Origin of the sequence: Phycicoccus jejuensis, assembly GCF_000720925.1 — a bacterium.
In the GTDB taxonomy this organism is placed as follows: Bacteria; Actinomycetota; Actinomycetes; order Actinomycetales; family Dermatophilaceae; genus Phycicoccus; species Phycicoccus jejuensis.
In genome coordinates this window covers 206,284-233,268 of the sequence record NZ_JOEE01000008.1, presented here as the reverse complement: position 1 = coordinate 233,268, position 26,985 = coordinate 206,284, and the positions used below count along the sequence as shown (strand labels likewise).

General features: G+C 74.0%; 27 protein-coding genes, 1 tRNA gene and 1 riboswitch. Of the genes, 4 read left to right on the top strand and 24 right to left on the bottom strand.

Annotated elements, in window-relative coordinates; genetic code table 11:
* Positions 1-4: 4 nt before the first annotated feature.
* From gcvP to clsA, 10 genes are all read right to left on the bottom strand, one after another.
* The gene (gene gcvP / locus IG69_RS0115890; RefSeq protein ID WP_030529157.1) at positions 5-2,881 is read right to left on the bottom strand and encodes an aminomethyl-transferring glycine dehydrogenase; all 2,877 of its coding nucleotides are present in this window, start codon (positions 2,879-2,881) and stop codon (positions 5-7) included.
* A gap of 72 nt (positions 2,882-2,953) precedes the next feature.
* A riboswitch (glycine riboswitch) is annotated at positions 2,954-3,050 on the bottom strand.
* A gap of 50 nt (positions 3,051-3,100) precedes the next feature.
* Positions 3,101-3,688: a MerR family transcriptional regulator gene (locus IG69_RS0115885; protein WP_030529156.1), complete on the bottom strand. Its 588-nt coding sequence runs from the start codon at positions 3,686-3,688 to the stop codon at positions 3,101-3,103.
* A gap of 159 nt (positions 3,689-3,847) precedes the next feature.
* Entirely contained in the window at positions 3,848-4,339 is a 492-nt protein-coding gene (locus tag IG69_RS0115880; RefSeq protein ID WP_030529155.1) for a bifunctional nuclease family protein, read from the bottom strand.
* Between the two features lie 42 nt (positions 4,340-4,381).
* Positions 4,382-5,065, bottom strand: coding sequence for a transcriptional regulator FtsR (gene ftsR, locus IG69_RS0115875; protein WP_036830363.1), 684 nt, complete (start codon positions 5,063-5,065; stop codon positions 4,382-4,384).
* Positions 5,066-5,075: 10 nt separating this feature from the next.
* The gene (locus IG69_RS0115870; RefSeq protein ID WP_030529153.1) at positions 5,076-5,534 is read right to left on the bottom strand and encodes an FHA domain-containing protein; all 459 of its coding nucleotides are present in this window, start codon (positions 5,532-5,534) and stop codon (positions 5,076-5,078) included.
* Positions 5,535-5,640: 106 nt separating this feature from the next.
* Entirely contained in the window at positions 5,641-6,027 is a 387-nt protein-coding gene (gcvH, locus tag IG69_RS0115865; RefSeq protein WP_030529152.1) for a glycine cleavage system protein GcvH, read from the bottom strand.
* Positions 6,028-6,054: 27 nt separating this feature from the next.
* Positions 6,055-6,825 (bottom strand): DUF881 domain-containing protein, encoded by a 771-nt coding sequence (locus tag IG69_RS0115860; RefSeq protein WP_036830361.1) that lies wholly within the window; start codon positions 6,823-6,825, stop codon positions 6,055-6,057.
* The gene (locus IG69_RS0115855; protein ID WP_030529150.1) at positions 6,822-7,154 is read right to left on the bottom strand and encodes a small basic family protein; all 333 of its coding nucleotides are present in this window, start codon (positions 7,152-7,154) and stop codon (positions 6,822-6,824) included. The genes IG69_RS0115860 and IG69_RS0115855 overlap by 4 nt, the downstream gene beginning before the upstream one ends.
* Positions 7,151-8,044 carry a DUF881 domain-containing protein gene (locus IG69_RS0115850; RefSeq protein ID WP_036830359.1) on the bottom strand — a complete coding sequence of 298 codons (894 nt, stop codon included), beginning with the start codon at positions 8,042-8,044 and terminating at the stop codon, positions 7,151-7,153. The genes IG69_RS0115855 and IG69_RS0115850 overlap by 4 nt, the downstream gene beginning before the upstream one ends.
* Positions 8,041-8,637, bottom strand: coding sequence for a cardiolipin synthase ClsA (gene clsA, locus IG69_RS0115845; protein WP_030529148.1), 597 nt, complete (start codon positions 8,635-8,637; stop codon positions 8,041-8,043). Before clsA ends, IG69_RS0115850 begins: the two co-directional genes overlap by 4 nt.
* A gap of 83 nt (positions 8,638-8,720) precedes the next feature.
* Between clsA and IG69_RS0115840 the strand changes: the two genes are divergently transcribed.
* A complete protein-coding gene (locus tag IG69_RS0115840) occupies positions 8,721-9,878 on the top strand; it encodes a MalY/PatB family protein (RefSeq protein WP_030529147.1) in 1,158 nt (385 codons plus the stop codon).
* Positions 9,879-10,080: 202 nt separating this feature from the next.
* On the opposite strand, the gene IG69_RS0115835 is transcribed toward IG69_RS0115840, so the two are convergent.
* The 10 genes from IG69_RS0115835 to ald form a co-directional block, all read right to left on the bottom strand.
* Positions 10,081-10,154: transfer RNA gene (locus IG69_RS0115835), tRNA-Pro, on the bottom strand.
* A gap of 89 nt (positions 10,155-10,243) precedes the next feature.
* On the bottom strand, positions 10,244-11,713 hold the full coding sequence (der, locus tag IG69_RS0115830; protein ID WP_051750642.1) for a ribosome biogenesis GTPase Der: 1,470 nt from the start codon (positions 11,711-11,713) through the stop codon (positions 10,244-10,246).
* A 55-nt stretch (positions 11,714-11,768) separates the two neighbouring features.
* Positions 11,769-12,464 carry a (d)CMP kinase gene (gene cmk / locus IG69_RS0115825; RefSeq protein ID WP_036830356.1) on the bottom strand — a complete coding sequence of 232 codons (696 nt, stop codon included), beginning with the start codon at positions 12,462-12,464 and terminating at the stop codon, positions 11,769-11,771.
* A 24-nt stretch (positions 12,465-12,488) separates the two neighbouring features.
* Positions 12,489-13,571: a prephenate dehydrogenase gene (locus IG69_RS0115820; RefSeq protein WP_030529144.1), complete on the bottom strand. Its 1,083-nt coding sequence runs from the start codon at positions 13,569-13,571 to the stop codon at positions 12,489-12,491.
* Positions 13,571-14,482, bottom strand: coding sequence for a pseudouridine synthase (locus IG69_RS0115815; protein ID WP_030529143.1), 912 nt, complete (start codon positions 14,480-14,482; stop codon positions 13,571-13,573). Before IG69_RS0115815 ends, IG69_RS0115820 begins: the two co-directional genes overlap by 1 nt.
* On the bottom strand, positions 14,479-15,117 hold the full coding sequence (gene scpB, locus IG69_RS0115810) for an SMC-Scp complex subunit ScpB (protein WP_030529142.1): 639 nt from the start codon (positions 15,115-15,117) through the stop codon (positions 14,479-14,481). The genes IG69_RS0115815 and scpB overlap by 4 nt, the downstream gene beginning before the upstream one ends.
* The gene (locus IG69_RS0115805; protein ID WP_051750641.1) at positions 15,110-15,997 is read right to left on the bottom strand and encodes a segregation and condensation protein A; all 888 of its coding nucleotides are present in this window, start codon (positions 15,995-15,997) and stop codon (positions 15,110-15,112) included. The genes scpB and IG69_RS0115805 overlap by 8 nt, the downstream gene beginning before the upstream one ends.
* Before the next feature lie 4 nt (positions 15,998-16,001).
* A complete protein-coding gene (locus IG69_RS0115800; protein WP_030529140.1) occupies positions 16,002-16,817 on the bottom strand; it encodes a ParA family protein in 816 nt (271 codons plus the stop codon).
* Between the two features lie 128 nt (positions 16,818-16,945).
* The gene (gene xerD / locus IG69_RS0115795; protein ID WP_036830354.1) at positions 16,946-17,884 is read right to left on the bottom strand and encodes a site-specific tyrosine recombinase XerD; all 939 of its coding nucleotides are present in this window, start codon (positions 17,882-17,884) and stop codon (positions 16,946-16,948) included.
* 38 nt (positions 17,885-17,922) lie between these two features.
* A complete protein-coding gene (gene ald / locus IG69_RS0115790; RefSeq protein ID WP_030529138.1) occupies positions 17,923-19,038 on the bottom strand; it encodes an alanine dehydrogenase in 1,116 nt (371 codons plus the stop codon).
* 123 nt (positions 19,039-19,161) lie between these two features.
* Here ald and IG69_RS0115785 point away from each other — a divergent pair, with 123 nt between their 5' ends.
* A complete protein-coding gene (locus IG69_RS0115785) occupies positions 19,162-19,782 on the top strand; it encodes a hypothetical protein (RefSeq protein ID WP_030529137.1) in 621 nt (206 codons plus the stop codon).
* On the opposite strand, the gene hisS is transcribed toward IG69_RS0115785, so the two are convergent.
* Positions 19,766-21,115: a histidine--tRNA ligase gene (gene hisS / locus IG69_RS0115780; protein ID WP_030529136.1), complete on the bottom strand. Its 1,350-nt coding sequence runs from the start codon at positions 21,113-21,115 to the stop codon at positions 19,766-19,768. The genes IG69_RS0115785 and hisS overlap by 17 nt on opposite strands.
* Positions 21,112-21,813, bottom strand: a complete 702-nt coding sequence (locus IG69_RS0115775) for an MBL fold metallo-hydrolase (protein WP_030529135.1) — start codon at positions 21,811-21,813, stop codon at positions 21,112-21,114. The genes hisS and IG69_RS0115775 overlap by 4 nt, the downstream gene beginning before the upstream one ends.
* Positions 21,814-21,887: 74 nt before the next feature.
* On the opposite strand from IG69_RS0115775, the gene IG69_RS0115770 reads away from it, so the two are divergent.
* Together IG69_RS0115770 and IG69_RS0115765 are read left to right on the top strand one after the other, a co-directional pair.
* Entirely contained in the window at positions 21,888-22,700 is an 813-nt protein-coding gene (locus IG69_RS0115770) for a peptidylprolyl isomerase (protein ID WP_030529134.1), read from the top strand.
* Positions 22,701-22,702: 2 nt separating this feature from the next.
* Positions 22,703-24,064 carry a DUF349 domain-containing protein gene (locus IG69_RS0115765; RefSeq protein ID WP_169742082.1) on the top strand — a complete coding sequence of 454 codons (1,362 nt, stop codon included), beginning with the start codon at positions 22,703-22,705 and terminating at the stop codon, positions 24,062-24,064.
* Between the two features lie 40 nt (positions 24,065-24,104).
* On the opposite strand, the gene IG69_RS0115760 is transcribed toward IG69_RS0115765, so the two are convergent.
* Positions 24,105-26,426: a RelA/SpoT family protein gene (locus tag IG69_RS0115760; protein ID WP_030529132.1), complete on the bottom strand. Its 2,322-nt coding sequence runs from the start codon at positions 26,424-26,426 to the stop codon at positions 24,105-24,107.
* Positions 26,427-26,446: 20 nt separating this feature from the next.
* The gene (locus IG69_RS0115755) at positions 26,447-26,980 is read right to left on the bottom strand and encodes an adenine phosphoribosyltransferase (RefSeq protein WP_030529131.1); all 534 of its coding nucleotides are present in this window, start codon (positions 26,978-26,980) and stop codon (positions 26,447-26,449) included.
* Positions 26,981-26,985 lie beyond the last annotated feature (5 nt).

Below are 26,985 nucleotides of genomic sequence, written 5' to 3'. Positions count from 1 at the left end.
GGCCTCAGTCCTCGAACGCCTCGGGCGAGGGGCACGAGCAGATGAGGTGCCGGTCGCCGTACGCGCCGTCGATGCGGCGCACCGGCGGCCAGTACTTCGCCGTGGCGTCGACGCCGTCGGGGTAGGCGGCGGTCTTCCGGTCGTACGGGTGGTCCCACTCCCCGACCAGCGAGACGGCCGTGTGCGGCGCGTGGCGCAGCACGCTGTCGGCGACGGCCACCGAGCCCGCGGCGACCTCGTCGATCTCGCGGCGGATGGCGATCATCGCGTCGCAGAAGCGGTCGATCTCCTGGAGGTCCTCGCTCTCGGTCGGCTCGACCATGAGCGTGCCCGCGACGGGGAAGGACATGGTCGGGGCGTGGAAGCCGAAGTCGACGAGGCGCTTGGCGACGTCGTCGACGGTGACGCCGGTCTCCTTCGTGATGCCGCGCAGGTCGAGGATGCACTCGTGGGCGACGAGGCCGTCGGCGCCGGAGTACAGCACCGGGTAGTGGTCGCGCAGCCGCGCGGCGACGTAGTTGGCGTTGAGGACGGCGACCTCCGTGGCGTGCCGCAGGCCCTCACCGCCCATGAGCCGGACGTAGGCCCACGAGATCGGCAGGATGCTCGCCGAGCCGTACGGCGCCGCCGCGACCGGACCGACGCCGGTCTCGGGCCCGGCCGCCGCGTCGAGGGGGTGGTTCGGCAGGTACGGCGCGAGGTGCTCACGGCACGCGACCGGGCCGACCCCGGGGCCACCGCCGCCGTGCGGGATGCAGAAGGTCTTGTGCAGGTTGAGGTGCGAGACGTCCGCGCCGAACCTGCCCGGCCGGGCGAGCCCGACGAGCGCGTTGAGGTTGGCGCCGTCGACGTAGACCTGGCCGCCGGCGTCGTGGACGAGCCCGCAGAGCTCGGTGATCGTGTCCTCGAAGACGCCGTGCGTCGAGGGGTAGGTGACCATGATCGCGGCGAGGGTGTCGCGGTGCTGCTCGATCTTGGCGCGCAGGTCGTCGAGGTCGACGTTGCCCGACACCGGGTCGGTGCCGACGACGACGACCTTCATCCCCGCCATGACCGCGCTCGCCGCGTTCGTGCCGTGGGCGCTGCTCGGGATGAGGCAGACGCGGCGCTCGTCGTCGCCGTTGGCGCGGTGGTAGGCGGCGATGGCCAGCAGGCCGGAGAGCTCGCCCTGGCTGCCCGCGTTCGGCTGCAGCGAGACCGCGTCGTACCCGGTGACCTCGCAGAGCCACTGCGAGAGCTCGTCGACGAGGCCGCGGATGCCGCGGGTCTGCTCGTGCGGTGCGAAGGGGTGCAGGTTCGCGAACTCGGGCCAGGTGACCGCGACCATCTCGGTCGTCGCGTTGAGCTTCATCGTGCAGGAGCCGAGCGGGATCATCCCGCGGTCGAGCGCGAAGTCCCGGTCGGCGAGGCGGCGCAGGTAGCGCAGCATCGCGGTCTCGGAGCGGTGCGCCGAGAAGACCGGGTGGGTGAGGTACTCGGAGGTGCGCACGAGCGCCTCGGGCCACGCCGGGGCCGCGACCTCGACCCGCTCGGGGGCCGTGGCACCGAGCGCGCGGGCGACCTTGCCGAGCACGGTCGTGTCGGTGGTCTCGTCGACGCTCAGCCACACCGTGTCGTCGTCGTGCTGCCAGAGGTTGACCCCCTCGGCGAGGGCGGCGGCCACGACGGTGTCGGCCCGCCCCGGGACGTGCAGGGCGAGGGTGTCGAAGAACGGGACGTCCGCGACCTCCACGCCCGCGGCACGCAGCGCGTCGGCGAGGGCCACGGCGTGCGCGTGCACCCGCAGCGCGATGGCACGCAGGCCGTCGGGGCCGTGGTAGACCGCGTACATGCTCGCCATGACGGCGAGCAGCACCTGCGCGGTGCAGATGTTCGAGGTCGCCTTCTCGCGGCGGATGTGCTGCTCGCGGGTCTGGAGGGCCAGGCGGTAGGCCGGCGCGCCGTCGGCGTCGACGGAGACGCCGACGAGCCGGCCCGGCAGCGTGCGCTCGAGCCCGGCGCGCACGCTCATGTAGCCGGCGTGCGGGCCACCGAAGCCCATCGGCACCCCGAAGCGCTGGGTCGTGCCGACGGCGACGTCGGCGCCCCACTCCCCCGGCGGCGTGGCGAGGGTGAGGGCGAGGAGGTCGGCGGCGGCGGTGACGAGCGCGCCGGCCTCGTGCGCGGCGTCGGCGACGGCGCGCAGGTCGTGGAGGCGGCCGTCCGCGGCCGGGTACTGGAGCAGGACGCCGAAGACGTCGCGGTCGCCGGCGGCGGCGCGCAGCGCCTCGGCCGAGGTGACCTCGGTGAGGTCGGCGACGACGACGTCGAGCCCGAGCGGCACGGCGCGGGTGCGCACGACGGCGAGCGTCTGCGGGAAGACGGCGGCGTCGACGACGAGCACGGCGCCGGCGGCGGCCTTCGACGAGCGGCGCATCAGCGTCATCGCCTCGGCCGCGGCGGTGCCCTCGTCGAGCAGCGAGGCGCCGGCGGTCGGCAGGCCCGTGAGGTCGGCGACGACGGTCTGGAAGTTGAGGAGCGCCTCGAGACGGCCCTGCGAGATCTCGGGCTGGTAGGGCGTGTAGGCCGTGTACCAGGCGGGGTTCTCGAGCACGTTGCGCTGGATCACGGCGGGCGTCAGGGTGCCGTAGTAGCCGAGGCCGATGAGCGAGGGGACGACGCGGTTGCGCGCCGCGACCTCGCGCAGCTCGGCGACGACGGCGGCCTCGGAGCCGGCCGCCTCGACGTCGAGGGCGCCCTCGAAGCGGATGCCGTCCGGCACGGCGGCGGCGAGGAGGTCCTCGAGCGACTCGCGCCCGACGACCTTGAGCATCCCGGCGAGGTCGGACTCGCGGGGGCCGATGTGGCGGGCGGCGAAGGCGGGAAGGGCTGGCGTGCTCACGAAGGTCCTCCGGAGGGCAGACGATGCTGACGTCCTCCCCCTCTGTCGGGTCGGTGGACCCTCCAGAGGTGCCTGTCCCGTGCGGTCCCTTGCGCCTGAGAGGTTCTGGGGAGAATTGCCCCTTCGGCGCCCCGGCCGGCAGTGCCGGGGACTCTCCCGCACGGTGTGAGCGGCGAAGTCAACCTACCACCGGAGGCGCCGGCGGCCGGGGTGGCGGACTCAGGCGAGACGGGCGATGCGGCGGGCGCCGAGCTCGTCGCCGGGCTGGATCGCCTCGGCACCGCCCTCGGAGGCGGCCCGCTCGCTCGGCAGGTCCGAGAGCGTGCCCTCGACCTCGCGCCAGACCTTGCCGACGGCGATGCCGAACACGCCCTGGCCGCCCTGGAGCAGGTCGATGACCTCGTCGTTCGAGGTGCACTCGTAGACCGAGGCGCCGTCGCTCATGAGGGTGATGCCGGCGAGGTCGTCGACCCCGCGGGCGCGCAGCACGGTGATGGCGCCACGGATCTGCTGGAGCGAGACCCCGGTGTCGAGGAGCCGCTTGACGACCTTGAGCACGAGGATGTCGCGGAAGCCGTACAGGCGCTGCGTGCCGGAGCCGCCCGCCGAGCGGACCGAGGGCTCGACGAGCCCGGTGCGCGCCCAGTAGTCGAGCTGGCGGTAGGTGATGCCGGCCGCCTTGCACGCCGTGGGGCCGCGGTAGCCGACCTCGTCGTCGAGCTGGGGCAGGTCGTCGGCGAACAGCACGCCCTGCGCGACGACGGGCGCGGGGGTGCCGCCCTGTCGCGCTTCTCCGGTGGAGCCCACGCCTACCTCCTGATGGTGCCGGCTGCTCCGGACGACGATACGCCCGGGAATGACATCGACGTCACTCTCCCGGCCACTTCTGTGACTGGTGTGACAGTAGGGGCGGCTGTGACGGCGGTCAACGACCGCAGGCCCCGTACGCTCACCGGCGTGTCGCAGTCAGGACCCCGTCTCGGTGTCGAAGTCGTCGGCGGAGACGTCCTCGAGGAAGGCCTTGAACTTCTCGACCTCGTCGTCCTCGCTCTCGGCCATCTCGACCCCGGCCTCGTCGAGGAGCGCCTCCTCGGCGACGATGTCGGCGCCGGCGCGCAGCGCGAGGGCGATGGCGTCCGAGGAGCGGGAGTCGATCGTCGTGCCGCCGGCCTCGCCGCCGCCGTCGATGTCGAGCGCGGCGTGGAACGCGCCGTCCTGGAGCGAGACGATCCGCACCCGGGTCAGCGTGTGCCCGAGGTCGTCGATGACGGTGCGCAGCAGGTCGTGGGTGAGCGGGCGCGGGGGCACGACACCCTGCTGGGCGTACGCGATCGCCGTGGCCTCCGCCGCGCCGATCCAGATCGGCAGGTAGCGGACGCCGTCGCGCTCCCGGAGCAGGACGATCGGCTGGTTGCCCGGCATCTCGACCCGCACGCCGAGGACGTCCATGAGCTTCACCCCGTCACCGTACCCCGCGACCCCGACGCCGTGCCCGGGCGCTCATCCGGAGGTGTCGAGGCCGGCACGCACGAGCGCCGTGTGGAGGGTGAGGACGAGGTGGGTGACCTCGGCGGCGGCGCGGCGCCGGTCCTCGCCGCGCAGGCCGCCGGTCACCTGCTCGACGAGCCCGACCTCGCGGTCGGCCGCGGTCCGCGCCGCGCGCAGGTGCCGGGCCTCGACGCCGAAACGGGCCAGGCCCGCGGCCGCGCGGGCGGCGCGCAGGTCCTCGCGCCCGTGCATCCCGTCGGCGCCCGGCCGCAGCAGGCCGTGGTCGAGGAGGTCGGCGACGAGACCGGCGTCGAGGCCCGCGGCGGTCGCGAGCTCGGCCCGGGTGAGCCGGAGCGGGGTGCCGGACTCGACGAGCTCGGCGACGGCGGGCACGGCGGGGTCCGCCGCAGGGTCGGGCACGACCGGCGGGCGACCCGGGCCGTCCGGTACCAGGCCGCGCTCGAGGGCCTCGAGCGAGTCCTTGATGACCCGCAGCGGCCAGAACAGGTCGCGCTGGGCCCGCAGGACGTAGCGCAGGCGCTCGACGTCCGCCTCGGTGTAGCGCCGGTAGCCCGACCCGGTGCGCTCGGGCGTCACGAGACCCTCGGCCTCGAGGAAGCGCACCTTCGAGACGGTGACGTCCGGGAAGTCCTCGGCGAGGGCCGCGACGACCGCCCCGATGGTCAGGGGTCGCACGGCGGGGGCGTCAGGCCTGGGCCGAGGCGTAGAAGACGAGCCGGAACTTGCCGATCTGCACCTCGTCGCCCGTCGACAGCTCCGCCTCGTCGACGAGGTCGCGGTTGACGTACGTCCCGTTGAGCGAGCCCACGTCGCGCACGACGAAGGTCCCGCCGGAGCGCTGGAAGACCGCGTGCCGGCGCGAGACCGTCACGTCGTCGAGGAAGATGTCGCTGTCGGGGTGACGACCGGAGACGACCTCGTCGTCGTCGAGGAGGAAGCGCGCGCCGGTGTTCGGCCCGCGGAGCACCACGAGGAGGGCCGTGCCCGCCCGCAGCGCCTCGACGGTGGCGAGGTCCGCCTTCGTGAGGACGTGCTCGGCCTCGCTCTGCGGCTCGACCCGGGTCCCCTCGACCGCCTGCAGGCGCATCGTCGTGGGCTCGGGAACGGGCGGCTGCTGCTGCTCGCCGCGCTCGTCGCCAGTCATGTCGTCCTACCACCCTCTCCGTCGGCGGTCGCCGGGACCTGCCACCCTAGATCACGTCGGCGCGGAAGTCCCGGTCCCGGGGGAAACCGGTTGCGCAGGGCAGTGATCAGGAGAGCTGGGCGCGGTAGGCGTCGACGTCGAGCAGCGCGGCGACGGCCGCGGCGTCCGACGGGCGCAGCTCGTACATCCAGCCCTCGCCGTAGGGGTCGGAGTTGACGAGCTCCGGGGTGGCGTCGAGGGCGTCGTTGACCGCCGTGACCTCGCCGGCCACCGGCGCGTAGAGGTCGCTGACCGACTTGGTGGACTCGACCTCGCCGCAGGTGTCGCCCGCGACGACGGAGTCACCGACCGCCGGCAGGCTGACGTACACGACGTCGCCGAGGGCCTCCTGCGCGAAGGCGGTGATGCCGATGCGCACGACCCCGTCCTCCTCGCGGACCCACTCGTGCTCGGCGGTGTAGCGCAGGCCGGCGGGGTACTCGAGGTCGCTCATGGTTCTCCTGTCTCGGACGCGGTCGCGTCAGGGGGTGCTCGTGGGTACGGGGCGAGCGTACTGAGGCGTGGTGACGCTCAGCAACGCGTCGACCTCCACCTCGTCGCGGATGTCGACGGAGGCCTCGGCGCCGGCCCGGCGCGCGGTGGCCGTGACGCCGCCGGGGATCTGCATGGCCCCGGCGAGGGTGTTGGGGTCGCCGATGGCCCGGATGACGTAGGGCGGGGTCACCTCGGACCCGGACACCGAGATGCCGCCGCCGTCGGTGTCGGCGAACCACGTCGAGGCCACCACGCGCACGTCCCCGACCTGGATCGCCTCGGCGCCGGCGGCCCGCAGCTCCTGGACGGCGTCGAGGAGGAGGTTCTGGCGGACCAGGCGCTGCGGGTCCTCGATGCGCAGGAGGATGCCCGGGCCCTTCGCGGGTGCCGTACCCGCGAGGATGCCGAGCGCGTCGAGGCGCTCCTGGGCGGCGCGCTGGGCCTCCTGCTCGCCGGTCGTGCGGCTCTTGAGCAGCTCGAGCGAGGACTGCAGGTCGCGGACCTCGCCGGAGAGCTGGTCGCCGTCCTGGTCGACGTCGGAGAGGATGCGCACGAGCTCGTCCTCGCGGAGGGTCTCCAGCCCCTGGATGGAGGTCTGGCGCACCTGGGCGATGATCGCGAAACCGAGCGCCAGCGCGAGGAGCATCGCGAGGAGGTTGGAGCGGCTCGGGCGCGGCGAGCCGGCGCGACGCAGCCGGGCCCACGCGTGGCGCGCGTCCCGGGGTCCCGTCGGCGTGGAGTCGTGGGGCTCGCTCATGCGTCGAACAGGTGGCGCCGGATGGACGCGACGTTGGAGAAGATCCGGACGCCGAGCACGACGACGACGCCGGTGGAGAGCTGGCTGCCGACCCCCAGCTTGTCGCCGAGGAAGACGATGAACGCGGCGACGACGACGTTCGAGAGGAACGAGACGACGAAGACCTTGTCGCTGAAGATGCCGTCGAGGATGGCGCGCACCGCCCCGAACACCGCGTCGAGGGCCGCGATGACCGCGATCGGCAGGTAGGGCTGGAGCCACACCGGCACGGTCGGCTGGAGGAGCAGGCCGACGAGGACGCCGACGGCGAGGCCGAGGGCAGGGATCACGACGGGCCCTCCTCCTGGTCGCTGCGCTCCCCGCCGCTCGGGGACGCCCCAGTATCCACCGGCGTCGCCTCGCGCAGCGTGAGGCCCCGGCCGGCGGGCACGGTGAGGTCGTCCTGGGAGACGTCGGTGTCGGCGCGGATGCCGAAGGTCGAGTGCAGCGTCGAGAGGTAGCTGCCGCCCACGCCGTCGGCGAACGCGGCGGGCATCGAGCGCGGGTCGCCGATCGCGGTGATCCGGTACGGGCGGGCCAGCGGCCGGAAGTCGACGACGAGCGCCGACCCCGCGAAGCGGATGGCCGAGACCGACGTCATCCGGTTGCCGTTGATGCTCACCGCCTCCGCCCCCGCCTGCCAGAGGGCGTTGACGACGTACTGGAGGTCCTTGGAGAGCACGCGCTGCTCCTCGGTGCCGTCGGTGCCGTCGCCGGTGTCGCCGGCCGGGGCGTCGTCGAGGGTCACGACCATCCCCGGGCCGGTCATCGCGACGGCTCCGACGGCCTGCGCCAGGGTCCGGCCGCGGGCACCGCCCGCGGCCGAGGGACCGAGCTGGGCGGCCTCGAGCGTGGACACCTCGGCCTGGAGGCCCTGCTGCTGCGCCGACAGCTGCTCGACCTGCGTCCGGCGCTCCTCGATCTGGCGCACGAGGTCGGCCCGGGCGGCGGAGCGCGGCGTGTCCGGGGCGGTGAGGTTGGAGGCGGCCACCCCGACGACGAGCCCGAGCGCGAGCGTCGCGGCGAGCAGCCGGGGCGCGCGCAGCGACGTCGAGCCCGGCAGGCCGGCCGCCTCCCGGCGGGCCGCGGCGGCGGCGTACCCCGGGTCGAGCGGGCGCTCCATCATCGTCCGGATGAGCGTCATCGACGCGTCCGGTCGGCGCTCGCCCGCGGCGCTCACGCCGGGACCGCCCGCTCGTGGGCGAGGAGGTGGCGCAGCTGCGCGGCGTAGATGAACGCCGAGAGCCAGTACAGGACGATCCCCCACCACGCGAAGCCCCAGCCCACCGGCTCGGCGACGCGGGCGAGGGTGCCGTCACCGTCGGCCAGCAGGAGCAGCGGGAAGGCGTAGAGGAGGTTGAAGGTGGCGGCCTTGCCGGCGAAGTGCACCGGCAGCCCGACCCAGCCGTGACGCTTGGCCACGAGCACGACGACCGCCATGAACGCCTCGCGGACGAAGAGGACGACGACGACCCACCACGGGAGGATGTCTCGGTAGGCGAGGCCGAGCAGCGTCGAGGCGATGTAGAGCCGGTCGGCGACGGGGTCGAGCAGCTGGCCGAGGCGCGACTCCAGGCCCCAGGCCCGGGCGATCTTGCCGTCGAGGTAGTCGGTGACGCCCGACGCCATGAGGAGCACGAGCGCGAGGACGTCGTGCTCGGTGACGATCGCCCAGAGGAAGACGGGCACCCCGACCAGGCGCAGCGAGCTGAGGACGTTGGGGAGGGTGAGGACCCGGGAGCTGGCCGGTGCCGGGGACCCCTCGTGCGTCATGCGCGCCACTGTATGGGGTGGTGGCCGGTCGGCGCGCCGTCGCCCCGCCGGTCGGGCGCGGGTCCGCGACCTAGGGTGGCGGGATGACGACCACGAGCATCCTGGGGGCCTCCGAGGCGGAGCTGCGGCGCGACCGCACGAGCGTCAAGTGGCTCGCCTACCCGCCCGACGTGCTGCCCCTGTGGGTGGCCGAGATGGACTGCGACCCGTGCCCCGCGGTCGCCGACGCCGTCGCGTCCGCCGTCTCGCGCGGCGACACCGGCTACGGCTGGGCCCCCCGCTACGCCGGCGAGGTCGCGCGCTACGCCGGCGAGACCTGGGGCTGGGACGTCGACCCGTCGTCGATGCTCGTCGTCACCGACGTGATGATCGGCGCGAGCGAGGTCCTGCGGATGCTCACCGACGAGCGCGGCGCGGTCGTCGTCTCGCCGCCGGTCTACGACTCGTTCTTCGGCTTCGTCGACGCCATCGGCCGGCGCCGCGTCGACGCCCCGCTCGGCGCCGACGGGCGGCTGGACCCGGAGGCGCTGCGGTCGGCGTTCCGCGAGGCGACCGCCGGCGGCGGCCGGGTCGGCTACCTCCTGTGCAACCCGCAGAACCCGACCGGGACGGTCCACTCCCCCGACGAGCTCGCGACCCTCGCCGCGCTCGCCCGCGAGTTCGGTGTGCGCGTCGTCGCCGACGAGATCCACGCGCCGCTCGTCCACGACGACGGGCCCGCGTTCACCCCCTACCTGACCGTCCCCGGCGCCGAGGACGCCTTCGCGGTCTTCTCGCCCTCGAAGGGCTGGAACCTCGCCGGCCTCAAGTCCGCGGTCGTCGTCGCCGGCCCGCAGGCGCAGGACGACCTCGCCCGGCTGCCCGAGGTCCACACCCACGGCAGCTCGCACCTCGGCGAGATCGCGCACGTGGCCGCGATGCGCGACGGCCTGGACTGGCACGCCCGGCTGCGGGCCGAGCTGAGGTCCAACCGCGACCTCGTCGGCCGGCTGCTCGCCGAGCACCTGCCCGGCGTGCGCTGGACGGTGCCGCAGGCCACCTACCTGGGCTGGCTCGACTGCCGGGCGCTCGACCTCGGCGACGACCCGGCCGCCGCCTTCCGCGAGCGGGGCCGAGTCGCCCTCGGCTCCGGGCCGCGCTACGGGACGCAGGCCGGCCGCGGCTTCGTCCGGCTCAACTTCGCCACCTCGCCCGCCATCCTCGAGGAGGCCGTCCGGCGGATGGCCACCGTGGTCGGCTGATCCGGGCCGAGCTTCCGGGTCATCACCGTGATGGCTCGGAAGTTCCGCGCGGACGCGGATGCATCCCCGTCCGCGGCGACTTTCCGCGCCGTCACCGTGACGACGCGGAACTTCACGGACGCGCCGGCTCGGGCTGACAGGATGCCGGGAACGAGAGAGCCGCTGCGGTCGACTCCGTCGATCCGCAGCGGCTCTCGTTCTGTCGGGCTGACAGGATTTGAACCTGCGACCCCTTGACCCCCAGTCAAGTGCGCTACCAAGCTGCGCCACAGCCCGTGGCTCGCCCCCTCGCGGGAGCGTCGAAACCTTATCCCACGCGCGCCCGCGCGACCCAATCGGCCTGCCCCGCGGACGCGCGCACCGGGTCAGCGCCGGTCGCGCCGCTTCTCGCGCACCCGGACCGAGATCTCGATCGGGGTGCCCTCGAAGCCGAACTCCTCGCGCAGGCGGCGCTCGACGAAGCGGCGGTAGCCGGCCTCGATGAAGCCCGACGCGAAGAGGACGAAGCGGGGCGGGCGGGTGCCCGCCTGGGTCGCGAAGAGGATGCGCGGCTGCTTGCCGCCGCGCACCGGGTGCGGGTGGGCCGCGACGATCTCGCCGAGGAAGGCGTTGAGGCGCCCGGTCGAGATGCGGGTCTCCCACGAGTCGAGCGCGCGGTCGATCGCCGGGACGAGCTTCTCGAGGTGGCGGCCGGTGCGGGCCGAGACGTTGACCCGCGGCGCCCACGGCACCTGGACGAGGTCGCGCTCGATCTCGCGCTCGAGGAAGTGGCGGCGCTCCTCGTCGGTGAGGTCCCACTTGTTGTAGGCGATGACGAGGGCACGGCCGGAGTCGATGACCTGCTGGATGACGCGGACGTCCTGCTCGGCGATCGTCGCGCTCGAGTCCACGAGGACGACGGCCACCTCGGCCTTCTCCAGGGCGGTCTGCGTGCGCAGCGAGGCGTAGAAGTCCGCGCCCCGGGTCTGGTGCACGCGGCGGCGGATGCCGGCGGTGTCGACGAAGCGCCAGGTGCGCCCACCGAGCTCGACGACCTCGTCGACCGGGTCGCGCGTCGTGCCGGCGACGTCGTCGACGACGACGCGGTCGGTGCCGGTCAGCTTGTTGAGCATCGAGGACTTGCCGACGTTCGGTCGGCCCAGCAGGGCGACGCGGCGGGGCCCGCCCCGGGCGTAGGCGCCGACGGCCGAGACCTCGGGCAGCACCTCGAGCAGGGCGTCGAGGACGTCACCGCTCCCCCGGCCGTGGAGGGCCGAGACCGGCCACGGCTGGCCGAGGCCGAGGTTCCACAGCGCCGCGGCGTCGGCCTCGGTGCGCTGGTCGTCGACCTTGTTGGCGACGAGGACGACCGGCTTGCCGGCGCGGCGGAGCATCCGGACGACGGCCTCGTCGTCGTCGGTGGCGCCGACGGTCGCGTCGACGACGAACATCACGGCGTCCGCGAGCTCGACGGCGATCTCGGCCTGCTCGGCGACGCGCAGGTGGATGCCGGTGGCGTCGACCTCCCAGCCGCCGGTGTCGACGACGGTGAAGCTGTGCCCGGTCCACTCGGCGTCGTAGGCGACGCGGTCGCGGGTGACGCCGGGGACGTCCTCGACGACGGCCTCGCGACGGCCGAGGATGCGGTTGACGAGGGTCGACTTGCCGACGTTCGGGCGGCCGACGATCGCGACGACCGGCGCGGGGCCGCCGCGCTCCTCGTCGGCGTCGGGGTCGCCCTCGGAGTCGAGGAGGGCGCGGTCGTCGTCGTCGAGGTCGAAGTCCTCGAGTCCGGCCCGCAGGGCGCGCTCGACGGCCTCGGGGTCCTGCGTCTGCGTCGGGTCGTCGGTGCTCACGGGTCCATCCTCCCGCACGGGGGCCCGCTCCCCCGAATCGCGCCGGGCGGGGAGGTCAGGCCGGCGGCTCGTCGGCTGCGGCGACGACGTCGAGGACGGCCTCGATGCTCTCGTCGAGGTCGAGGTCCGAGGTGTCGACGAGGACGACGCCCTCCGCGGCCTCGGTGAAGGTCGAGACGGTCGAGTCGTCGCGGTCGCGGCGCACGACCTGGTCGCGCGTCGCCTCGACGGCGGCGGCGTCGGCGGTGCCGTGCAGCTCCTTGCTGCGCCGGCGCAGCCGGGCCTCCTCGGAGGCGGTGAGCAGCACCCGCACGCGGGCGTCCGGCGCGACGACGGTCGTGATGTCGCGGCCCTCGGCCACCACTCCCCCGGTGCGCTCGGCGGCGCTCGCCATGAGGTCGCGCTGGAGCTGCTGGAGGACCGGGCGCACCTCGCGGTTGGTGGCCACCGCGGAGACGGCCGTGCTCACCTCGGAGGTGCGGATCGCCTCGGTGACGTCCGTGCCGTCGACGAGCACCCGCGGCGAGGACGGGTCGGTGCCCAGCTCGAGCGGCAGCTCCCGCGCCGCCGCCGCGACGGCCACGGTGTCGGCGAGGTCGATGCCCCGCTCGACGCACCACCAGGTGAGGGCCCGGTAGGTGGCGCCGGTGTCGACGAACCCGATGCCGAGGCGCCGCGCCACGGCCCGCGCGACGCTGCTCTTGCCGGAGCCGGAGGGACCGTCGATGGCGATGGTGAGCGGCGTGGTCATGGGTGGAGAGCCTACTGACGACGGTCAGCCGTGCAGGCGCCAGCCCCGGTCCGCGAGGGCCTCGGCGAGCCCGGCGGCCGCGCTCGGCACGACGTCGACCTCGGCGAGCCCGAACGGCTGGCCGAGCCCGTGGTCGAGGTGGAACTCCTCGATGTTCGTGCCGATCTCGCCGACGTCTGCGAAGAGCCGGCCGAGCTGGCCCGGCTCGTCGGGGATGAGCACGCGCACGGTCGTGTACGCCGTCGGCGCGGCGCCGTGCTTGCCGGGGATGCGGGCGTGGCCGGCGTTCCCGGCGGCGATGGTGCGCGCCAACGTGCCGCGGGCCCCGACCGGGTCCCCCCCGGCCTCGAGCGCCGCGAGCGAGTCGACGACGGCGGTGAGGTCGTCGGCGAGGTCGGCGAGCACGGCCCGCACCGCGCCGGCGTTGCCCGCGAGGATCTGCGTCCACAGGTGCGGGTCGCTCGCGGCGATGCGCGTGACGTCGCGCAGGCCCTGGCCGGCCAGGGCGACGGCCGGCTCGTCGAGGTCCTCGAGCCGGGCGGCGACGAGGCTCGCGGCCAGCTGCGGCACGTGCGACACGGCGGCCACGGCGCGGTCGTGCGCGTCCGGCGGCAGGCGGCGCACCGCGGCGCCGGCCGCCGTCGCGACGGCGGTCACGAGGTCGAGGACCTCGGGCAGCGTCTCGTCGGTCGGCGTGACGACCCACGCGCGGCCGTCGAAGAGGTCGTGCCGCCCCGACACCGCGCCGGACCGCTCGCGTCCGGCCATCGGGTGCGAGCCGCAGTACCGGCCGAGGTCGGCGCCGGCCGCCCGCAATGACGCGAGCACCGCGCCCTTGACCGACGCGACGTCGGTGACCGCCGCGGACGGCCAGCGGCGCAGGGCGTCGAGGACGCACCCCGCCGTGACGTCCGGCGGTGCCGCGACGACGACGAGGTCGGGCGAGAGCTCCTCGCCGTCCGACGGCAGCCGCCCGGCCCCGAGGTCGCGGGCGAGGGCCGCGTGCGTCGGCACGGCGTCCTCGAGGGTCACGTCGTCTCCGTGCCAGGTCAGGGCGAGCCCCAGCGAGGCGCCGATGAGCCCGGTGCCGACGACGTGGACGCGCATCAGAGCCCTGCGGCCTTGTAGAGGGCGGCGACCTCCGCGCTCGAGAGGGCGCGGAACTTGCCCGGCTTGGTCTCGCCGAGGCGCACCGGCCCGACCTGCGTCCGCACGAGCGAGAGCACGGGGTGGCCGACCTCGGCGAGCATCCGGCGAACGATGTGCTTGCGGCCCTCGTGGAGGACGACCTCGACGATCGCCTTGCCCGGCTGCGAGTCGACGACCCGGAAGGAGTCGACGCGCACCGGTCCGTCCTCGAGCTCGACACCCTCGCGCAGCCGCTTGCCGAGGTCGCGCGGCACCGGCCCGGGGATCTGCGCGAGGTAGGTCTTGAGGACGCCGTAGCGCGGGTGCTGGAGGCGGTGGGCGAGGTCGCCGTCGTTGGTCAGCAGCAGCAGGCCCTCGGTGTCGGCGTCGAGCCGGCCGACGTGGAAGAGCCGCTCCTTGCGGTCGCCGAAGTAGTCGCCGATGTCGACCCGGCCGAGCTCGTCGCTCATCGAGGTGACGACGTTGAGCGGCTTGTTGAAGGCGAGGTAGACGCGCGACTCGTCGAGCTGCACGCGCTCGCCGTCGACGTGCACCGTCTGCGTGGCCTTGATGCGCACGCCGAGCTCGCGCACGACCTGCCCGTCGACCTCGACGCGGCCCTGCGCGATGAGGTCCTCGCAGACGCGCCGCGAGCCGACGCCGGCGGCGGCGAGCAGCTTCTGGAGGCGCACGCCGTCGGGGTCGTGGACGTCGACGACGGGCCGCTGCGGCTCGCGCTTGGTCTGGGTCGGCTGGCTGGCCCGGGTGGTCCCGGTGCCGCGGGCCCGGCCGGAGCCGCCGCCCTGCGGGGGGCGGCCGCCCTGCTGCGGGCGGCCTCCCTGCGGGCGGCCTCCTCGTCCGGCGTTCCCACGGTTCTTCGGCGGCGTCATGCGCGGCCTCCTTCGGCGATCTCGTCGAGCACGTCGACCTCGGGCAGGTAGGGGGCGAGCGCCGGCAGGTCGTCGATCGACTGCAGGCCGAGGCGCTCGAGGAAGTAGCTGGTGGTGCCGTACAGCGTCGCGGTGGACTCCTCGTCCTGGCCCAGCTCCTCGATGAGGCCGCGGGTCAGGAGGGTGCGGATGACGCCGTCGACGTTGACGCCGCGCACCGCCGCGACGCGGGAGCGGGACACCGGCTGGCGGTAGGCGATGACGGCGAGGGTCTCGAGGGAGGCCTGCGTGAGGCGGGCCTGCTGGCCGTCGAGCACGAACTTCTCGACGACCGGGGCGTACTCGTGGCGGCTGTACATCCGCCAGCCGCCGCCGACCTGGCGCAGCGTGAAGCCGCGCAGCTGCTCGGCGTAGCCGGCCTCGAGCTCGGCGAGGGCCTCCTCGACGTCGCCGACCGGCTGCTCGACGGCGGAGGCGAGGGCCATCGTCGTCACCGGCTCGTCGACGACCATGAGCACGGCCTCGAGGGCGCCGCGGATGCCCCCCGGGAAGTCGGCGACGTCGAAGGCCAGCTGGTCCTCGGGCACGGCCTCGGGCACGACCTCAGGGACGACGTCGGGCGCGGGGTCACTCATCGGGGGTCTCCTCGGGGGTGTCGGGCAGGTCGTCGAACTCGTCGGTCACCTGCACCTCGCCGTCGTCGGGTCCGGTCCAGCGGACGGTCAGCTCCCCGAGCGCCTCCGCCTGCTCGAAGCCGATCGCGGCCTCCCGGAACAGCTCGAGGAGGGCGAGGAAGCGGGCGATGACGACCAGGGTGCTGTCGGCGTCCTGGACGAGGCTGCGGAAGGACGCGACCCGGTCGCGGCGCAGCCGCTCGCCGATGACGGCCGCCTGCTCGCGCACGCTGACCTGCGGCGCGTGCAGGTGGGCCAGGCCCACCGTCGGGACCGGCTTCGGGGTCAGCGCCCGCGCGGCGATGATGGCGAGCCGGTCCGGCGAGACCGTCATGACGAGCTCGGGCAGCAGCGCCGCGAGGTGCGGCTCCAGCGCGACGGCGCGGGGGTGGCGCCGGCCGGCGGTGGCCATCCGGTCGGCGAAGGTGCGGGCGATGTCCTTGAACGCGCGGTACTGCAGCAGCCGCGCGAAGAGGATGTCCCGGGCCTCGATGAGGGCGAGGTCCTCCTCGTCCTCCGGCCCGGACTGCGGCAGCAGACGGGCGGCCTTGAGGTCGAGCAGCGTCGAGGCGATGACGAGGAACTCGGTGGCCTGCGAGAGGTCCCACGCGTCGCCCTGCTCGCGCGCCGCGCGGATGAACGCGATGAACTCGTCGGTGACGGTGGCGAGGACGATCTCGGTGACGTCGAGCTTGTGCTTGCTGATCAGCCCGAGGAGCAGGTCGAACGGGCCGGTGAAGTTCTCGAGGTGGACCTCGAAGGGCGTGGCCGCGGCCCGGCGGGTGATGACCCCGCCGGGGACGACCGCCTCGTGCTCCGCGGCCCCGGCGGGCGAGGACATCGGGTCAGGCCGCCCCGCCCCGCGCGATGAGCTCGCGGGCCAGCTGACGGTAGGAGTCGGCGCCCTTGTGGGCCGACTCGTACGTCGTGATGGGCTCGGCCGCGAGCGAGGCGTCGGGGAACTTGACGGTACGCGAGATGACCGTGTGGAAGACCTGGTCGCCGAAGTGCTCGACGACGCTGGCCACGACCTCGCGCGAGTGCAGCGTGCGCCCGTCGTACATCGTCGCGAGGATGCCGTCGATCTGCAGGCGGGGGTTGAGCCGGTCGATGATCTTCTCGATCGTCTCGACGAGGAGGGCGACGCCGCGCATCGCGAAGAACTCGCACTCGAGCGGGATGACGACCCCGTGCGCCGCGGTGAGGGCGTTGACGGTGAGCAGGCCGAGCGAGGGCTGGCAGTCGATGAGGACGACGTCGTAGTCGTCGAGGACCGGGCGCAGCACGCGGGCGAGGATCTGCTCGCGGGCCACCTCGCCGACGAGCTGGACCTCGGCGGCGGAGAGGTCGATGTTGGCGGGGACGACGTCGAGGTTCGCGACCTTGGTGTGCTTGATGACGTCGCGGACGTCGAGGCCGCGCTCGACGAGCAGGTTGTAGATCGTCGTGTCGAGGTCGTGCGTGGGGATGCCGAGGCCGACCGAGAGCGCACCCTGGGGGTCGAAGTCGACGAGCAGCACCTTGCGCCCGAGCTCGGCGAGGGCCGCACCGAGGTTGATGGTCGTCGTCGTCTTGCCGACGCCGCCCTTCTGGTTGCACATCGCGATGATGCGCGCGGGGCCGTGGGAGGCCAGGGGCTCGGGCTGGGGGAACTCCGGCATCGGGCGCCCGGTGGGCCCGACCTGCCCGTCGATGCGGATCTGGAACGCCGCCTCGGTCTCGGCCACCTGTGTACTCCCCGGTCCCTCTCGTGCGTCGGTCAGCCTCTCGCTGATCGGTGTCGACCCTATCAGCGTGCGGCGTCCCCGCCCGGGACCCCTCGGGCGCGCGGGTGGCTCTGGGCGTACACCTCGCGCAGCTGCTGGACGGTGACCCGCGTGTAGATCTGGGTCGTCGTCACCGACGCGTGCCCGAGCAGCTCCTGGACGACCCGGACGTCGGCGCCGCCCTCGAGCAGGTGGGTCGCGAAGGAGTGCCGCAGGGTGTGTGGCGAGAGGTGACCGCGCAGGCCGGCGCGGTCGGCCGCTGCGCGCAGCACCGCCCAGGCGCTCTGCCGCGAGAGCCGGGCGCCGCGGACCCCGAGGAACACCGCCGGCGTCCCCCTCCCCTGCCCCACGAGCGCGGGGCGGCCCCGGACGAGCCAGGCCGAGAGGGCCTCGGCGGCGTACGAGCCGAGCGGGACGATGCGCTCCTTGCCGCCCTTGCCGCGCAGCCGCACCACGCGCTCCTGCGTGTCGAGGTCGTCGACGTCGAGCCCGACGGCCTCCGAGATGCGCGCCCCCGTGCCGTAGAGCACCTCGAGCAGGGCGCGGTCGCGCAGCGCCGCCGGGGTGTCGCCGAGCGAGGCGGCCTCGAGCAGGCGCTCGACGTCGGCGAGCGGGATGGCCTTGGGCAGCCGGTCGGGCGTGCGCGGCGGGGCGACGTCGCGCGAGGGGTCGGCGTCGAGCACGCCCTCGAGCGCGAGAAAGCGGTGCAGGCCGCGGACGGCGACGAGCGTCCGCGCCGCCGACGACGCGGCGAGCGGCCGGTGGTCGTCGTCGCCCTCGCGCAGGCCGGCGAGGAAGTCCGCGACGTGGGCCTGCGTGACGTCCTCGGGCCGCTGCACGCCGCGAGCGGTCAGGTGGGCGCTCCACCGGGCGAGGTCGCGCCGGTAGGCGGCGAGGGTGTTGGCCGACACGCCACGCTCGACGTCGAGGTGGGTCAGCCATGCGTCGACGGCCCGCCCCACGGGGGTGGGGCGGGCCGTCGGCGGCGGGGTGTGATGGGTCAGGAGAGCGCCTCGTCGAGCGAGATGCTGTCCATCCCGAAGGCCTCGGCGACCGCGCCGTAGGTGATGTGGCCGGCGTGCGTGTTGAGGCCGAGGGCCAGCGAGCGGTCCGCGCGCGAGGCCTCGAGCCAGCCGTGGTCGGCGAGCTTCGTGGCGTACGACAGCGTCGCGTTGGTCAGCGCCCACGTCGAGGTGTGGGGCACCGCGCCGGGCATGTTCGCGACGCAGTAGTAGATCGAGTCGTGGACCTCGAAGGTCGGCTCGGCGTGGGTCGTCGGGCGCGAGTTCTCGAAGCAGCCGCCCTGGTCGATGGCGACGTCGACGAGCACGGAGCCCGGCTTCATCTGCGCGACCATCTCGTCGGTGACGAGCTTGGGGGCCTTGGCACCGGGGATGAGGACGGTGCCGATGACCAGGTCGGCCTGGAGCACCTGCTCGCGGACCGACATCGCCGAGGACGCGATCTGCGCGACGCGGTTGTCGTAGCGCCAGAAGCTCATCCGCAGCTTGTCGAGGTCGGTGTCGAGGAGCGTGACGTCGGCGCCCATGCCGAGCGCGATGTTCGCCGCGTTCTGGCCGGCGACGCCCGCGCCGAGGACGACGACCTTGGCGTTCGCGACACCGCCGATGCCGCCCATGAGGACGCCGCGGCCGCCCTGCGCCTTCATCATCGAGTGCGCGCCGACCTGCGGCGCGAGGCAGCCGGCGACCTCGGACATCGGGTAGAGCAGCGGCAGCAGGCCCGAGGGCAGCTGGACCGTCTCGTAGGCGATGGAGGTGACCTTCTTGTCGACGAGCTCCTTCGTGAGCGGCTCGTCGGCGGCGAGGTGGAGGTAGGTGAAGAGCGTGAGGCCCTCGCGCAGGCGGTGGTACTCCTCGGCGACGGGCTCCTTGACCTTCATGACCATCTCCGACGCGCCCCAGAGGTCGTCGGCGGAGTCGATGATCGTCGCGCCCTGCGAGACGTACTCGTCGTCGGTGATCGAGGAGCCGAGCCCCGCGCCCTTCTGGACGAGGACCTCGTGCCCGCGGCGGACGAGCTCGTGGACGCCGACGGGGGTGATCCCGACGCGGAACTCGTTGTTCTTGACCTCGGTGGGGATGCCGACCTTCACGGATACCAGCCCTGTCTCGTGTCGATGACCGCGGGCGACGCTGCCCGTGGTGGTGCCTCCTGCTGGAGTGCGGTGGAAGTCTAGTGCCGAGCCGGACCGGCCCCGACACCGCAGGAGACCACCGTGAAGCTCTACAGCGACCTCCCCGCCCGCCGCACCGTCCAGGTGCTCGCCGACCTCGGGGTGGTCGCGTGGGTGTACCTCTGCGTGCGGGTCGCCCAGCGGGTGCACGACGCGACGCTCGGGCTCGCCGAGCCGGGACGCCGGCTGGAGGCCGCGGGCACCGGGTTCACCGGCCGGATGAACCAGGCGGGCGACTCCGTCGACGACCTGCCGCTGCTCGACGACCGGATCGCCACCCCCTTCCGGTCGGCGGCCGGGGTCGGCGACGACTTCGCCTCCGCCGGGCGCGACCTCGTCGGGGCGGTCGAGCGCTTCGCGACGGTGCTCGGGCTCGTCACGGCGCTGACCCCGATCGTCCTCGTCGTCGGCCTGTGGCTCGTGCTGCGCTGGCGCTTCGTCCGGCGGGCCACGGCGGCGCAGCGGTTCGTCGACGGCGCACCGGACCTCGACCTCTTCGCGCTGCGGGCGATGGCGAACCAGCCGATGACCCGGCTCGCGCGCATCTCCCCCGACCCCGCCGGCGCGTGGCGGCGCGGCGACCCGGAGGTCGTGCGGGCGCTGGCCGTCCTCGAGCTCAAGGAGGTCGGCCTGCGCCCGCCGCCGGTCAGTGCTGCGGGATGACGACGCCCGGGCGCAGGTCGGCCGCGGGGCACTCCCAGCTGGCGGCGTCGGCGTCGACCTGGTCGCCGGAGCGGATGTCCTTGACCTGGTCGCCGCCGTCGTCACCGGCCCCGGGGAACCAGACGAACGGGATGCCGCGACGGTCGGCGTAGCGGATCTGCTTGCCGAACTTCGCGGCGCTGGGCGCGACCTCGCAGGGCACGCCACGCGCCCGGAGGGCCGCCGCGACCGCGACCGAGCGGGCCCGCGTGTCCTCGTCGACGACCGCGACGAGCACCGCGGCCGGGGTCGAGCGGCTCGCCGTCAGCCCGCGCTTGGTCACGAGGAGGTGGACGAGCCGTGAGAGGCCGATGGAGATGCCGACGCCGGGGTAGGTCGTCCGGCCGTCGGAGGCGAGCGAGTCGTAGCGGCCGCCGGAGCAGACCGAGCCCCACTCCTCGTTGCCGACGACCTGGGTCTCGTAGACCGTGCCGGTGTAGTAGTCGAGACCGCGGGCGATCGACAGGTCGGCGACGAGCGTGCCGGGGGCCTGCTCCGTCCCGGCGCGGATGACCGCGGCCAGGGCGTCGAGGCCCTCGTCGAGGACGGGGTGCTCGACCCCGAGGGCGCGCACCTCGTCGACGAACGACAGGTCCTCGCTGCGGATGCCGGCCAGCGCGAGGCACTGCCGCGCCTGCTCGTCGGTGGCACCGGCCTCGACGAGCTGGGCCGCGACCTTCTCGGGGCCGATCTTCGCGAGCTTGTCGACGACGCGGAGCGTGCCGGCGACGTCGGTCAGCCCGATCCCGAGGTAGAAGCCCTCGGGGACCTTGCGGTTGTTGACCTGGATGCGGAACTCCCCCACCGGGAGACGCCGGAAGGCCTCCGCGATGACGAGCGGCATCTCGGCCTCGAAGTGCGGCGCGAGGGTGCCGACGTCGACGACGTCGATGTCGGCCTGCGTGAACTCGCGGAAGCGGCCCTCCTGCGGGCGCTCGCCGCGCCAGACCTTCTGCACCTGGTAGCGACGGAACGGGAAGGAGAGCTTCCCGGCGTTCTCGAGGACGTAGCGCGCGAAGGGCACGGTGAGGTCGAAGTGCAGCCCGAGCTCGGACTCGCGCCCGGTGTCCTCGCCGGCGAGGCGGCGGATGCCGTAGATCTCCTTGTCGGCGTCGCCGCCCTTGCCGAGCAGGCGCTCGACCGGCTCGACGGCCCGGGTCTCGAGCGGCGCGAAGCCGTGGAGCTCGAAGACCTCGCGGACGGTGTCGAGGAAGTGCAGCTCGAGGAGCCGCTCGGCGGGCAGGAGCTCGGGGAAGCCCGAGATGGGCGTCACCTTCTGGGCGGGAGGAGTCACGCGTCCAATCCTCGCAGGTACGGGTTGGTGCCCCGCTCCCGGCGCATCGTCGTGGCCGGGCCGTGGCCGGTGAGGACGAGCGTGGAGTCGGGCAGCGGCAGGACGACGTCGCGCAGCGAGCGCTGCATCGCCGCGCCGTCGCCGCCGGGCAGGTCGGTGCGGCCGATCGAGCCGGCGAAGAGGACGTCGCCGGAGACGACGGTGCGGTCCAGCCCCTCGTCGGCGGGCAGGCCGTCGGGGACGGTGTCGAGGGCGAACATCACCGAGCCCTCGGTGTGGCCCGGCGCGTGGAGGACCTCCAGCGGCAGCCCGGCGACCTCGAGCCGCTGCCGGTCGGTGACCTCGACGACGCGCTCGGGCTCGCGCCAGGTCGCCCGCTGCCCGAACTGCGACTCCATCATCGCGAGCGTGCCGGGGTCGATGGTCGAGAGCGGGTCGGCGAGGCGGTAGCGGTCGTCGGCGTGGACGTAGGCGGCGGTGTCGCCGCCGCACACCGGGGTCACCGAGTAGACGTGGTCGAGGTGGCCGTGCGTGAGCAGGACGGCGGCCGGGCGCAGGCGGTGCTCGGCGAGCACCTCGCGCAGCGTGTCCTCGACACCGATGCCCGGGTCGACGACGAGGCACTCCTCCCCCGGGCCGGTCGCGAGGACGTAGCAGTTGGTGGCGAAGGCGGCGGCGGGGAACGCGACGGCGAGCACGCGGCGAGCCTAACGGCGCCGTGCCTAGACTGGGCGCCGCTGTTCGATCGACGACGACGACGAAGGACCACGGGGTGACCAGGAAGCAGGAGCGGGCCCGCGCCCGCCGCCGCTGGGAGAAGCAGCAGGCGAAGCAGTCGCAGCGGCAGCAGGACCGAGCGCGGCTCCAGCGGCTCTCGGCCGTCGTGGCCGTGGTCGTCGTCGTGCTCGGCGTCGTCGGGGTCCTCGCCGTGACGGTCGGCCGCGGAGGTGGCGACGAGGCCGCGCCCGGGGCGGACAACACGCCCGCGACCGTGGTCGCCGGCTGCCAGCCGCCGCCCAGCCCCCTCGGGACCGCGTCCGAGCTGACCCTGCCGGACAAGGCGACCGCCCAGGGCAAGGTCTTCGACGCCACGATCGCGACCAACTGCGGCGACATCGTCGTGCGCCTCGACGGCGCCAAGGCCCCGCAGGCCGTCGCCTCCTTCCTCCAGCTGGCCCGCGAGAGCTACTGGAAGGACTCCCCCTGCCACCGGCTGACGACCGCCGAGACCCTCAAGGTGCTCCAGTGCGGTGACCCGACCGGCACCGGCCAGGGCGGCCCGGGGTACGGGTTCGGCGTCGAGAACGCGCCGAAGGACGGCAGCTACCCGCGGGGCACGCTCGCGATGGCGCGCACCCAGGACCCGAAGAAGGGCAACGGCGGCCAGTTCTTCATCGTCTACGGCGACTCGAGCCTCCCCGACCCCGACGGGTACACCGTGTTCGGCACGGTCACCTCCGGGTTGGATATCGTCGACCGCGTCGCCGCCGAAGGGGTCGCTCCGAACGCGAGCTCACCGGACGACGGATCGCCTGCCGCACCGATCAGCATCCTCAGCGTTGCTGTCACCGAGGAGAAGTCCTGACCGTGTCCGAGGACCAGCCCACACCCCGTCCCCCCGTGCCCTCGCCGGCCGCGCTCGCCAAGCGGGTCGCCCCGCGCCCCGCGGCGCCGCCTGCCGCGGTGCCCGAGCACTCCGAGTCCGCGCGCTTCGGGCGCGCCGACGACGAGGGCCACGTCTTCGTCACCGTCGGTGACGAGGAGCGCGAGGTCGGCTCCTACCCCGGCGCGACCCCGGACGAGGCCCTGCAGTACTTCGCCCGCAAGTACGACGAGCTCGCGGCGTCCGCCGCCCTGCTCGAGGCCCGCCTGGCCAACCCCGACGTCTCCGCGAAGGAGGTCGCCGACGGGCTGGGCACGCTCAAGGAGCACGTCGAGCAGGCCAACGTCGTCGGCGACCTGCCGGCCCTGCACGCCACCGTCGAGCGGGTCGAGGCCGGCCTCGAGGCCAAGCGCTCGGCCGAGTCCGAGCAGCGCCGCGCCGCCCGCGCGGAGGCCGCGACCCGCCGCGAGGCGATCGTCGCCGAGGCCGAGACCATCGCGGCGCAGCCCCCGGGCAGCACGCAGTGGAAGCAGAGCGGCGAGCGGATGCGGGCCCTCCTCGAGGAGTGGAAGGGCCACCAGCGCAGCGACGTCAAGCTCGACAAGCCCACCGAGACCGCGCTGTGGCAGCGCTTCAGCCACGCCCGCAACGCCTTCGACAAGGCGCGCCGTGCGTGGTTCGCCGAGCTCGAGACGACCCGCGCCGACGCGAAGTCGACCAAGGAGTCGCTCGTCGCCGAGGCCGAGTCGATGTCGACGAGCACCGACTGGGGCCCCACCGCCCGCGCCTACAAGCAGCTGATGGACCGCTGGCGCCAGGCCGGCCGGGCCAGCCGCAGCGACGACGACGCCCTGTGGGAGCGCTTCCGGGCCGCCCAGGACGCGTTCTTCACCGCGAAGGACGCCGCCTCGGCCGCCGAGGACGAGGAGTTCCGCGGCAACCTCGCCGTCAAGGAGGAGCTCCTCGTCGAGGCGGAGGCGCTGTTGCCGGTCACCGACCTCGAGGCCGCCAAGGCGTCCCTGCGGGGCATCCAGGACCGGTGGGAGGCCGCGGGCAAGGTCCCGCGCGCCGACATCGAGCGCGTCGAGAAGCGGATGCGCCGCGTCGAGACCGCCGTGCGGGAGGCCGACGACCAGCGCTGGAAGGCCACCAACCCCGAGCTGTCCGCCCGGGCCCGGAGCATGGCCGAGCAGCTCGAGGCGGCCGTCGCGAAGGCGGAGGCCGACGTCGCGAAGGCCGAGGCCTCCGGCGACGAGCGCAAGGCCGCGGCCGCGCGCGAGCGGCTCGCGTCGCAGCAGCAGTGGCTCGACCAGGCCCGCGCCGGCCTGGACGAGTTCGGCGGCTGACGCCCCGCACCGACGCCCACCCGGCGGGGCGCCGCGGACCTCAGTGGTCCCGGCGCCCGCCGGTGACGCGCGCGGCGTCGAGGACGCCGTCGACGTTCTGCACGGCCCGGATGACGTGACCGAGGTGCCCCGGGTCGCCCATCTCGAAGGTGAAGCGCAGGATCGCGACGCGGTCGCGCGAGGTCTGGACCGACGCCGAGAGGATGTTGACCCCGTGGTCGGAGATGACTCGGGTGACGTCCGACAGCAGCCGTGAGCGGTCGAGCGCCTCGACCTGGAGCTGGACGAGGAACAGGCTCGCCGACGTCGGCGCCCACTCGACCTCGATGATCTTGTCCGACTGCGCGAGCAGCGAGTCGGCGTTGGTGCAGTCGCGCCGGTGGACCGAGACGCCGTTGCCGCGCGTGACGAAGCCGAGGATCTCGTCGCCGGGCACCGGCGTGCAGCAGCGCGCGAGCTTGACCCAGACGTCCGACATCCCCTTGACGACGACGCCCGGGTCGCCCGAGCGGCGCGCCCGTGGGCGGCTGAGCACGGGTGAGGCGACCTCGGCGATGTCCTCGCTGGCCCCCTCCTCGCCGCCGACGGAGGCGACGAGCCGCGAGACGACGTGCTGCGCGCTGACGTGCCCCTCCCCGACCGCGGCGTAGAGCGCCTCGATGCCGGGGTGGCGCAGCTCCTCGGCGACACCGGTGAGGGACTCGACGGAGGTGAGCCGCTGCAGCGGCAGGCCCTGCTTGCGCATCGCCTTCGCGAGGGCCTCCTTGCCCTCCTCGATCATCTCCTCGCGGCGTTCCTTGGTGAACCAGTGCTTGATCTTGTTGCGCGCCCGGGCGGAGCGCACGAACGAGAGCCAGTCGCGCGAGGGGCCGGCCGAGTCGGCCTTGGACGTGAGCACCTCGACGACGTCGCCGTTGTCGAGCCGGCTCTCGAGCGGCACGAGGCGCCCGTTGACCCGGGCACCGATGCAGTGGTGGCCGACCTCGGTGTGCACCGCGTAGGCGAAGTCGACGGGCGTCGCGCCGGCGGGCAGCCCGACGAGCTGGCCCTTCGGGGTGAAGACGTAGACCTCGCTCGCGGTGATCTCGAAGCGCAGCGACTCGAGGAACTCGCCCGGGTCGGCGGTCTCCTTCTGCCAGTCGAGGAGCTGGCGCAGCCAGGCCATGTCGTTGACCGGGCCGGTCTGCCCGTCGCGGGCGTGGGCACCGGGGGCCGGACCGTTGGGGTCCTCCTTGTACTTCCAGTGCGCGGCCACGCCGTACTCCGCCCGGCGGTGCATGTCGTGGGTGCGGATCTGGATCTCGACGGCCTTGCCGCCCGGGCCGATGACCGTCGTGTGCAGCGACTGGTACATGTTGAACTTGGGCATCGCGATGTAGTCCTTGAACCGGCCGGGGACCGGGTTCCACCGCGCGTGGAGGGCGCCGAGCGCCGCGTAGCAGTCGCGCACCGTGTCGACGAGGACGCGGACGGCCACCAGGTCGTAGATCTGGTCGAAGTCGCGGCCGCCGACGATCATCTTCTGGTAGACGGAGTAGTAGTGCTTCGGGCGCCCGGTGACCGTCGCCTTGAGCTTCGCCGAGCGCAGGTCGGACCCGACCTCGTCGCGCACCTGCGCCAGGTACTCCTCGCGGGCCGGGGCGCGCTCGGCGACGAGCCGCACGATCTCGTCGTAGACCTTCGGGTAGAGGGTCTGGAACGAGAGGTCCTCCAGCTCCCACTTGATCGTGTTCATCCCGAGCCGGTGCGCGAGCGGCGCGTAGATCTCGAGGGTCTCCTTGGCCTTGCGCTGGGCGCTCTCCTGCGAGACGTAGCGCCACGTCCGGGCGTTGTGCAGGCGGTCGGCGAGCTTGATGACGAGGACCCGGATGTCGCGGGCCATCGCGACGACCATCTTGCGGACGGTCTCGGCCTGCGCGGCCTGGCCGTAGGTGACCTTGTCGAGCTTGGTCACGCCGTCGACGAGCATCGCGATCTCGTCGCCGAAGTCGCGGCGCAGCGCCTCGAGGCTGTACGCGGTGTCCTCGACGGTGTCGTGCAGGAGCGCGGCCGCGAGGGTCGTCGGGGTCATGCCGAGCTCGGCGAGGATCGTCGTCACCGCGAGCGGGTGGGTGATGTAGTCGTCGCCGCTGCGGCGCTTCTGCCCCTGGTGGGCGCGCTCGGCGACGGCGTACGCGCGCTCGACGAGGGCGATGTCGGCCTTGGGGTGCGTGCTGCGGACGGTCTGGAGGAGCGGCTCGAGCACCGGGTTGCTCGGCGGGCGGTTGCGCCCGACGCGCGCGAGGGCAGCCCGCGCCCTGGCTCGGGACCCCACCCCGGCCGCGCCGTTCCCCGGGGTGGCGGCTGTCGTCTGCTCCGCCATGCCGGGAGTCTAGTCGCGGGTCAGGCGACGACGTGCAGCGCCCGCACCTCGCGGTCGCCGAGCCGGTCGCGCCCACCGAGAAAGGCGAGCTCGACGACGCAGTCGAAGCCGACGACGTGCCCGCCCACGCGCTCGAGCAGCTCCCAGGCGGCGAGGGCGGTGCCGCCGGTGGCGAGCACGTCGTCGACGAGGACGACGCGGGCGCCGGCCGGGACGGCGTCGGCGTGCACCTCGATGGTCGCCGAGCCGTACTCGAGGTCGTAGGACGCGGCCACCGTGTCGCCGGGGAGCTTGCCGGCCTTGCGGACCGGCACGAACCCGACGCCCATCGCGTGCGCCAGCGCGGCGCCCACGACGAAGCCGCGGGCCTCGACGCCGGCCACGAGGTCGACCTCGCCGCGGCGGCCGTCGGCCAGCGCGCCGATGACCTCGCCGAAGGCCACGGGGTCCACGAGCAGCGGGGTGATGTCCTTGAAGACCACCCCGGGGCTCGGGAAGTCCGCGACGTCGCGCAGCGAGCGGGCGACGACCTCGTCGACGCCGTCGTGGGGCAGCGCGG

Coding starts and splice junctions, on each gene's coding strand:
- IG69_RS0115800 (WP_030529140.1), bottom strand. CDS start 16,817: ATGCCGGAGTTCCCCCAGCCCGAGCCCCTGGCCTCCCACGGCCCCGCG.
- IG69_RS0115760 (WP_030529132.1), bottom strand. CDS start 26,426: ATGGCGGAGCAGACGACAGCCGCCACCCCGGGGAACGGCGCGGCCGGG.
- clsA (WP_030529148.1), bottom strand. CDS start 8,637: ATGACGCACGAGGGGTCCCCGGCACCGGCCAGCTCCCGGGTCCTCACC.
- IG69_RS0115820 (WP_030529144.1), bottom strand. CDS start 13,571: ATGCGCGTCCACGTCGTCGGCACCGGGCTCATCGGCGCCTCGCTGGGG.
- cmk (WP_036830356.1), bottom strand. CDS start 12,464: ATGACCACGCCGCTCACCATCGCCATCGACGGTCCCTCCGGCTCCGGC.
- gcvH (WP_030529152.1), bottom strand. CDS start 6,027: ATGAGCGACCTCGAGTACCCCGCCGGCCTGCGCTACACCGCCGAGCAC.
- scpB (WP_030529142.1), bottom strand. CDS start 15,117: ATGAGTGACCCCGCGCCCGACGTCGTCCCTGAGGTCGTGCCCGAGGCC.
- IG69_RS0115805 (WP_051750641.1), bottom strand. CDS start 15,997: ATGTCCTCGCCCGCCGGGGCCGCGGAGCACGAGGCGGTCGTCCCCGGC.
- IG69_RS0115860 (WP_036830361.1), bottom strand. CDS start 6,825: ATGAGCGAGCCCCACGACTCCACGCCGACGGGACCCCGGGACGCGCGC.
- IG69_RS0115840 (WP_030529147.1), top strand. CDS start 8,721: ATGACGACCACGAGCATCCTGGGGGCCTCCGAGGCGGAGCTGCGGCGC.
- IG69_RS0115870 (WP_030529153.1), bottom strand. CDS start 5,534: ATGACTGGCGACGAGCGCGGCGAGCAGCAGCAGCCGCCCGTTCCCGAG.
- IG69_RS0115815 (WP_030529143.1), bottom strand. CDS start 14,482: ATGACGCCGCCGAAGAACCGTGGGAACGCCGGACGAGGAGGCCGCCCG.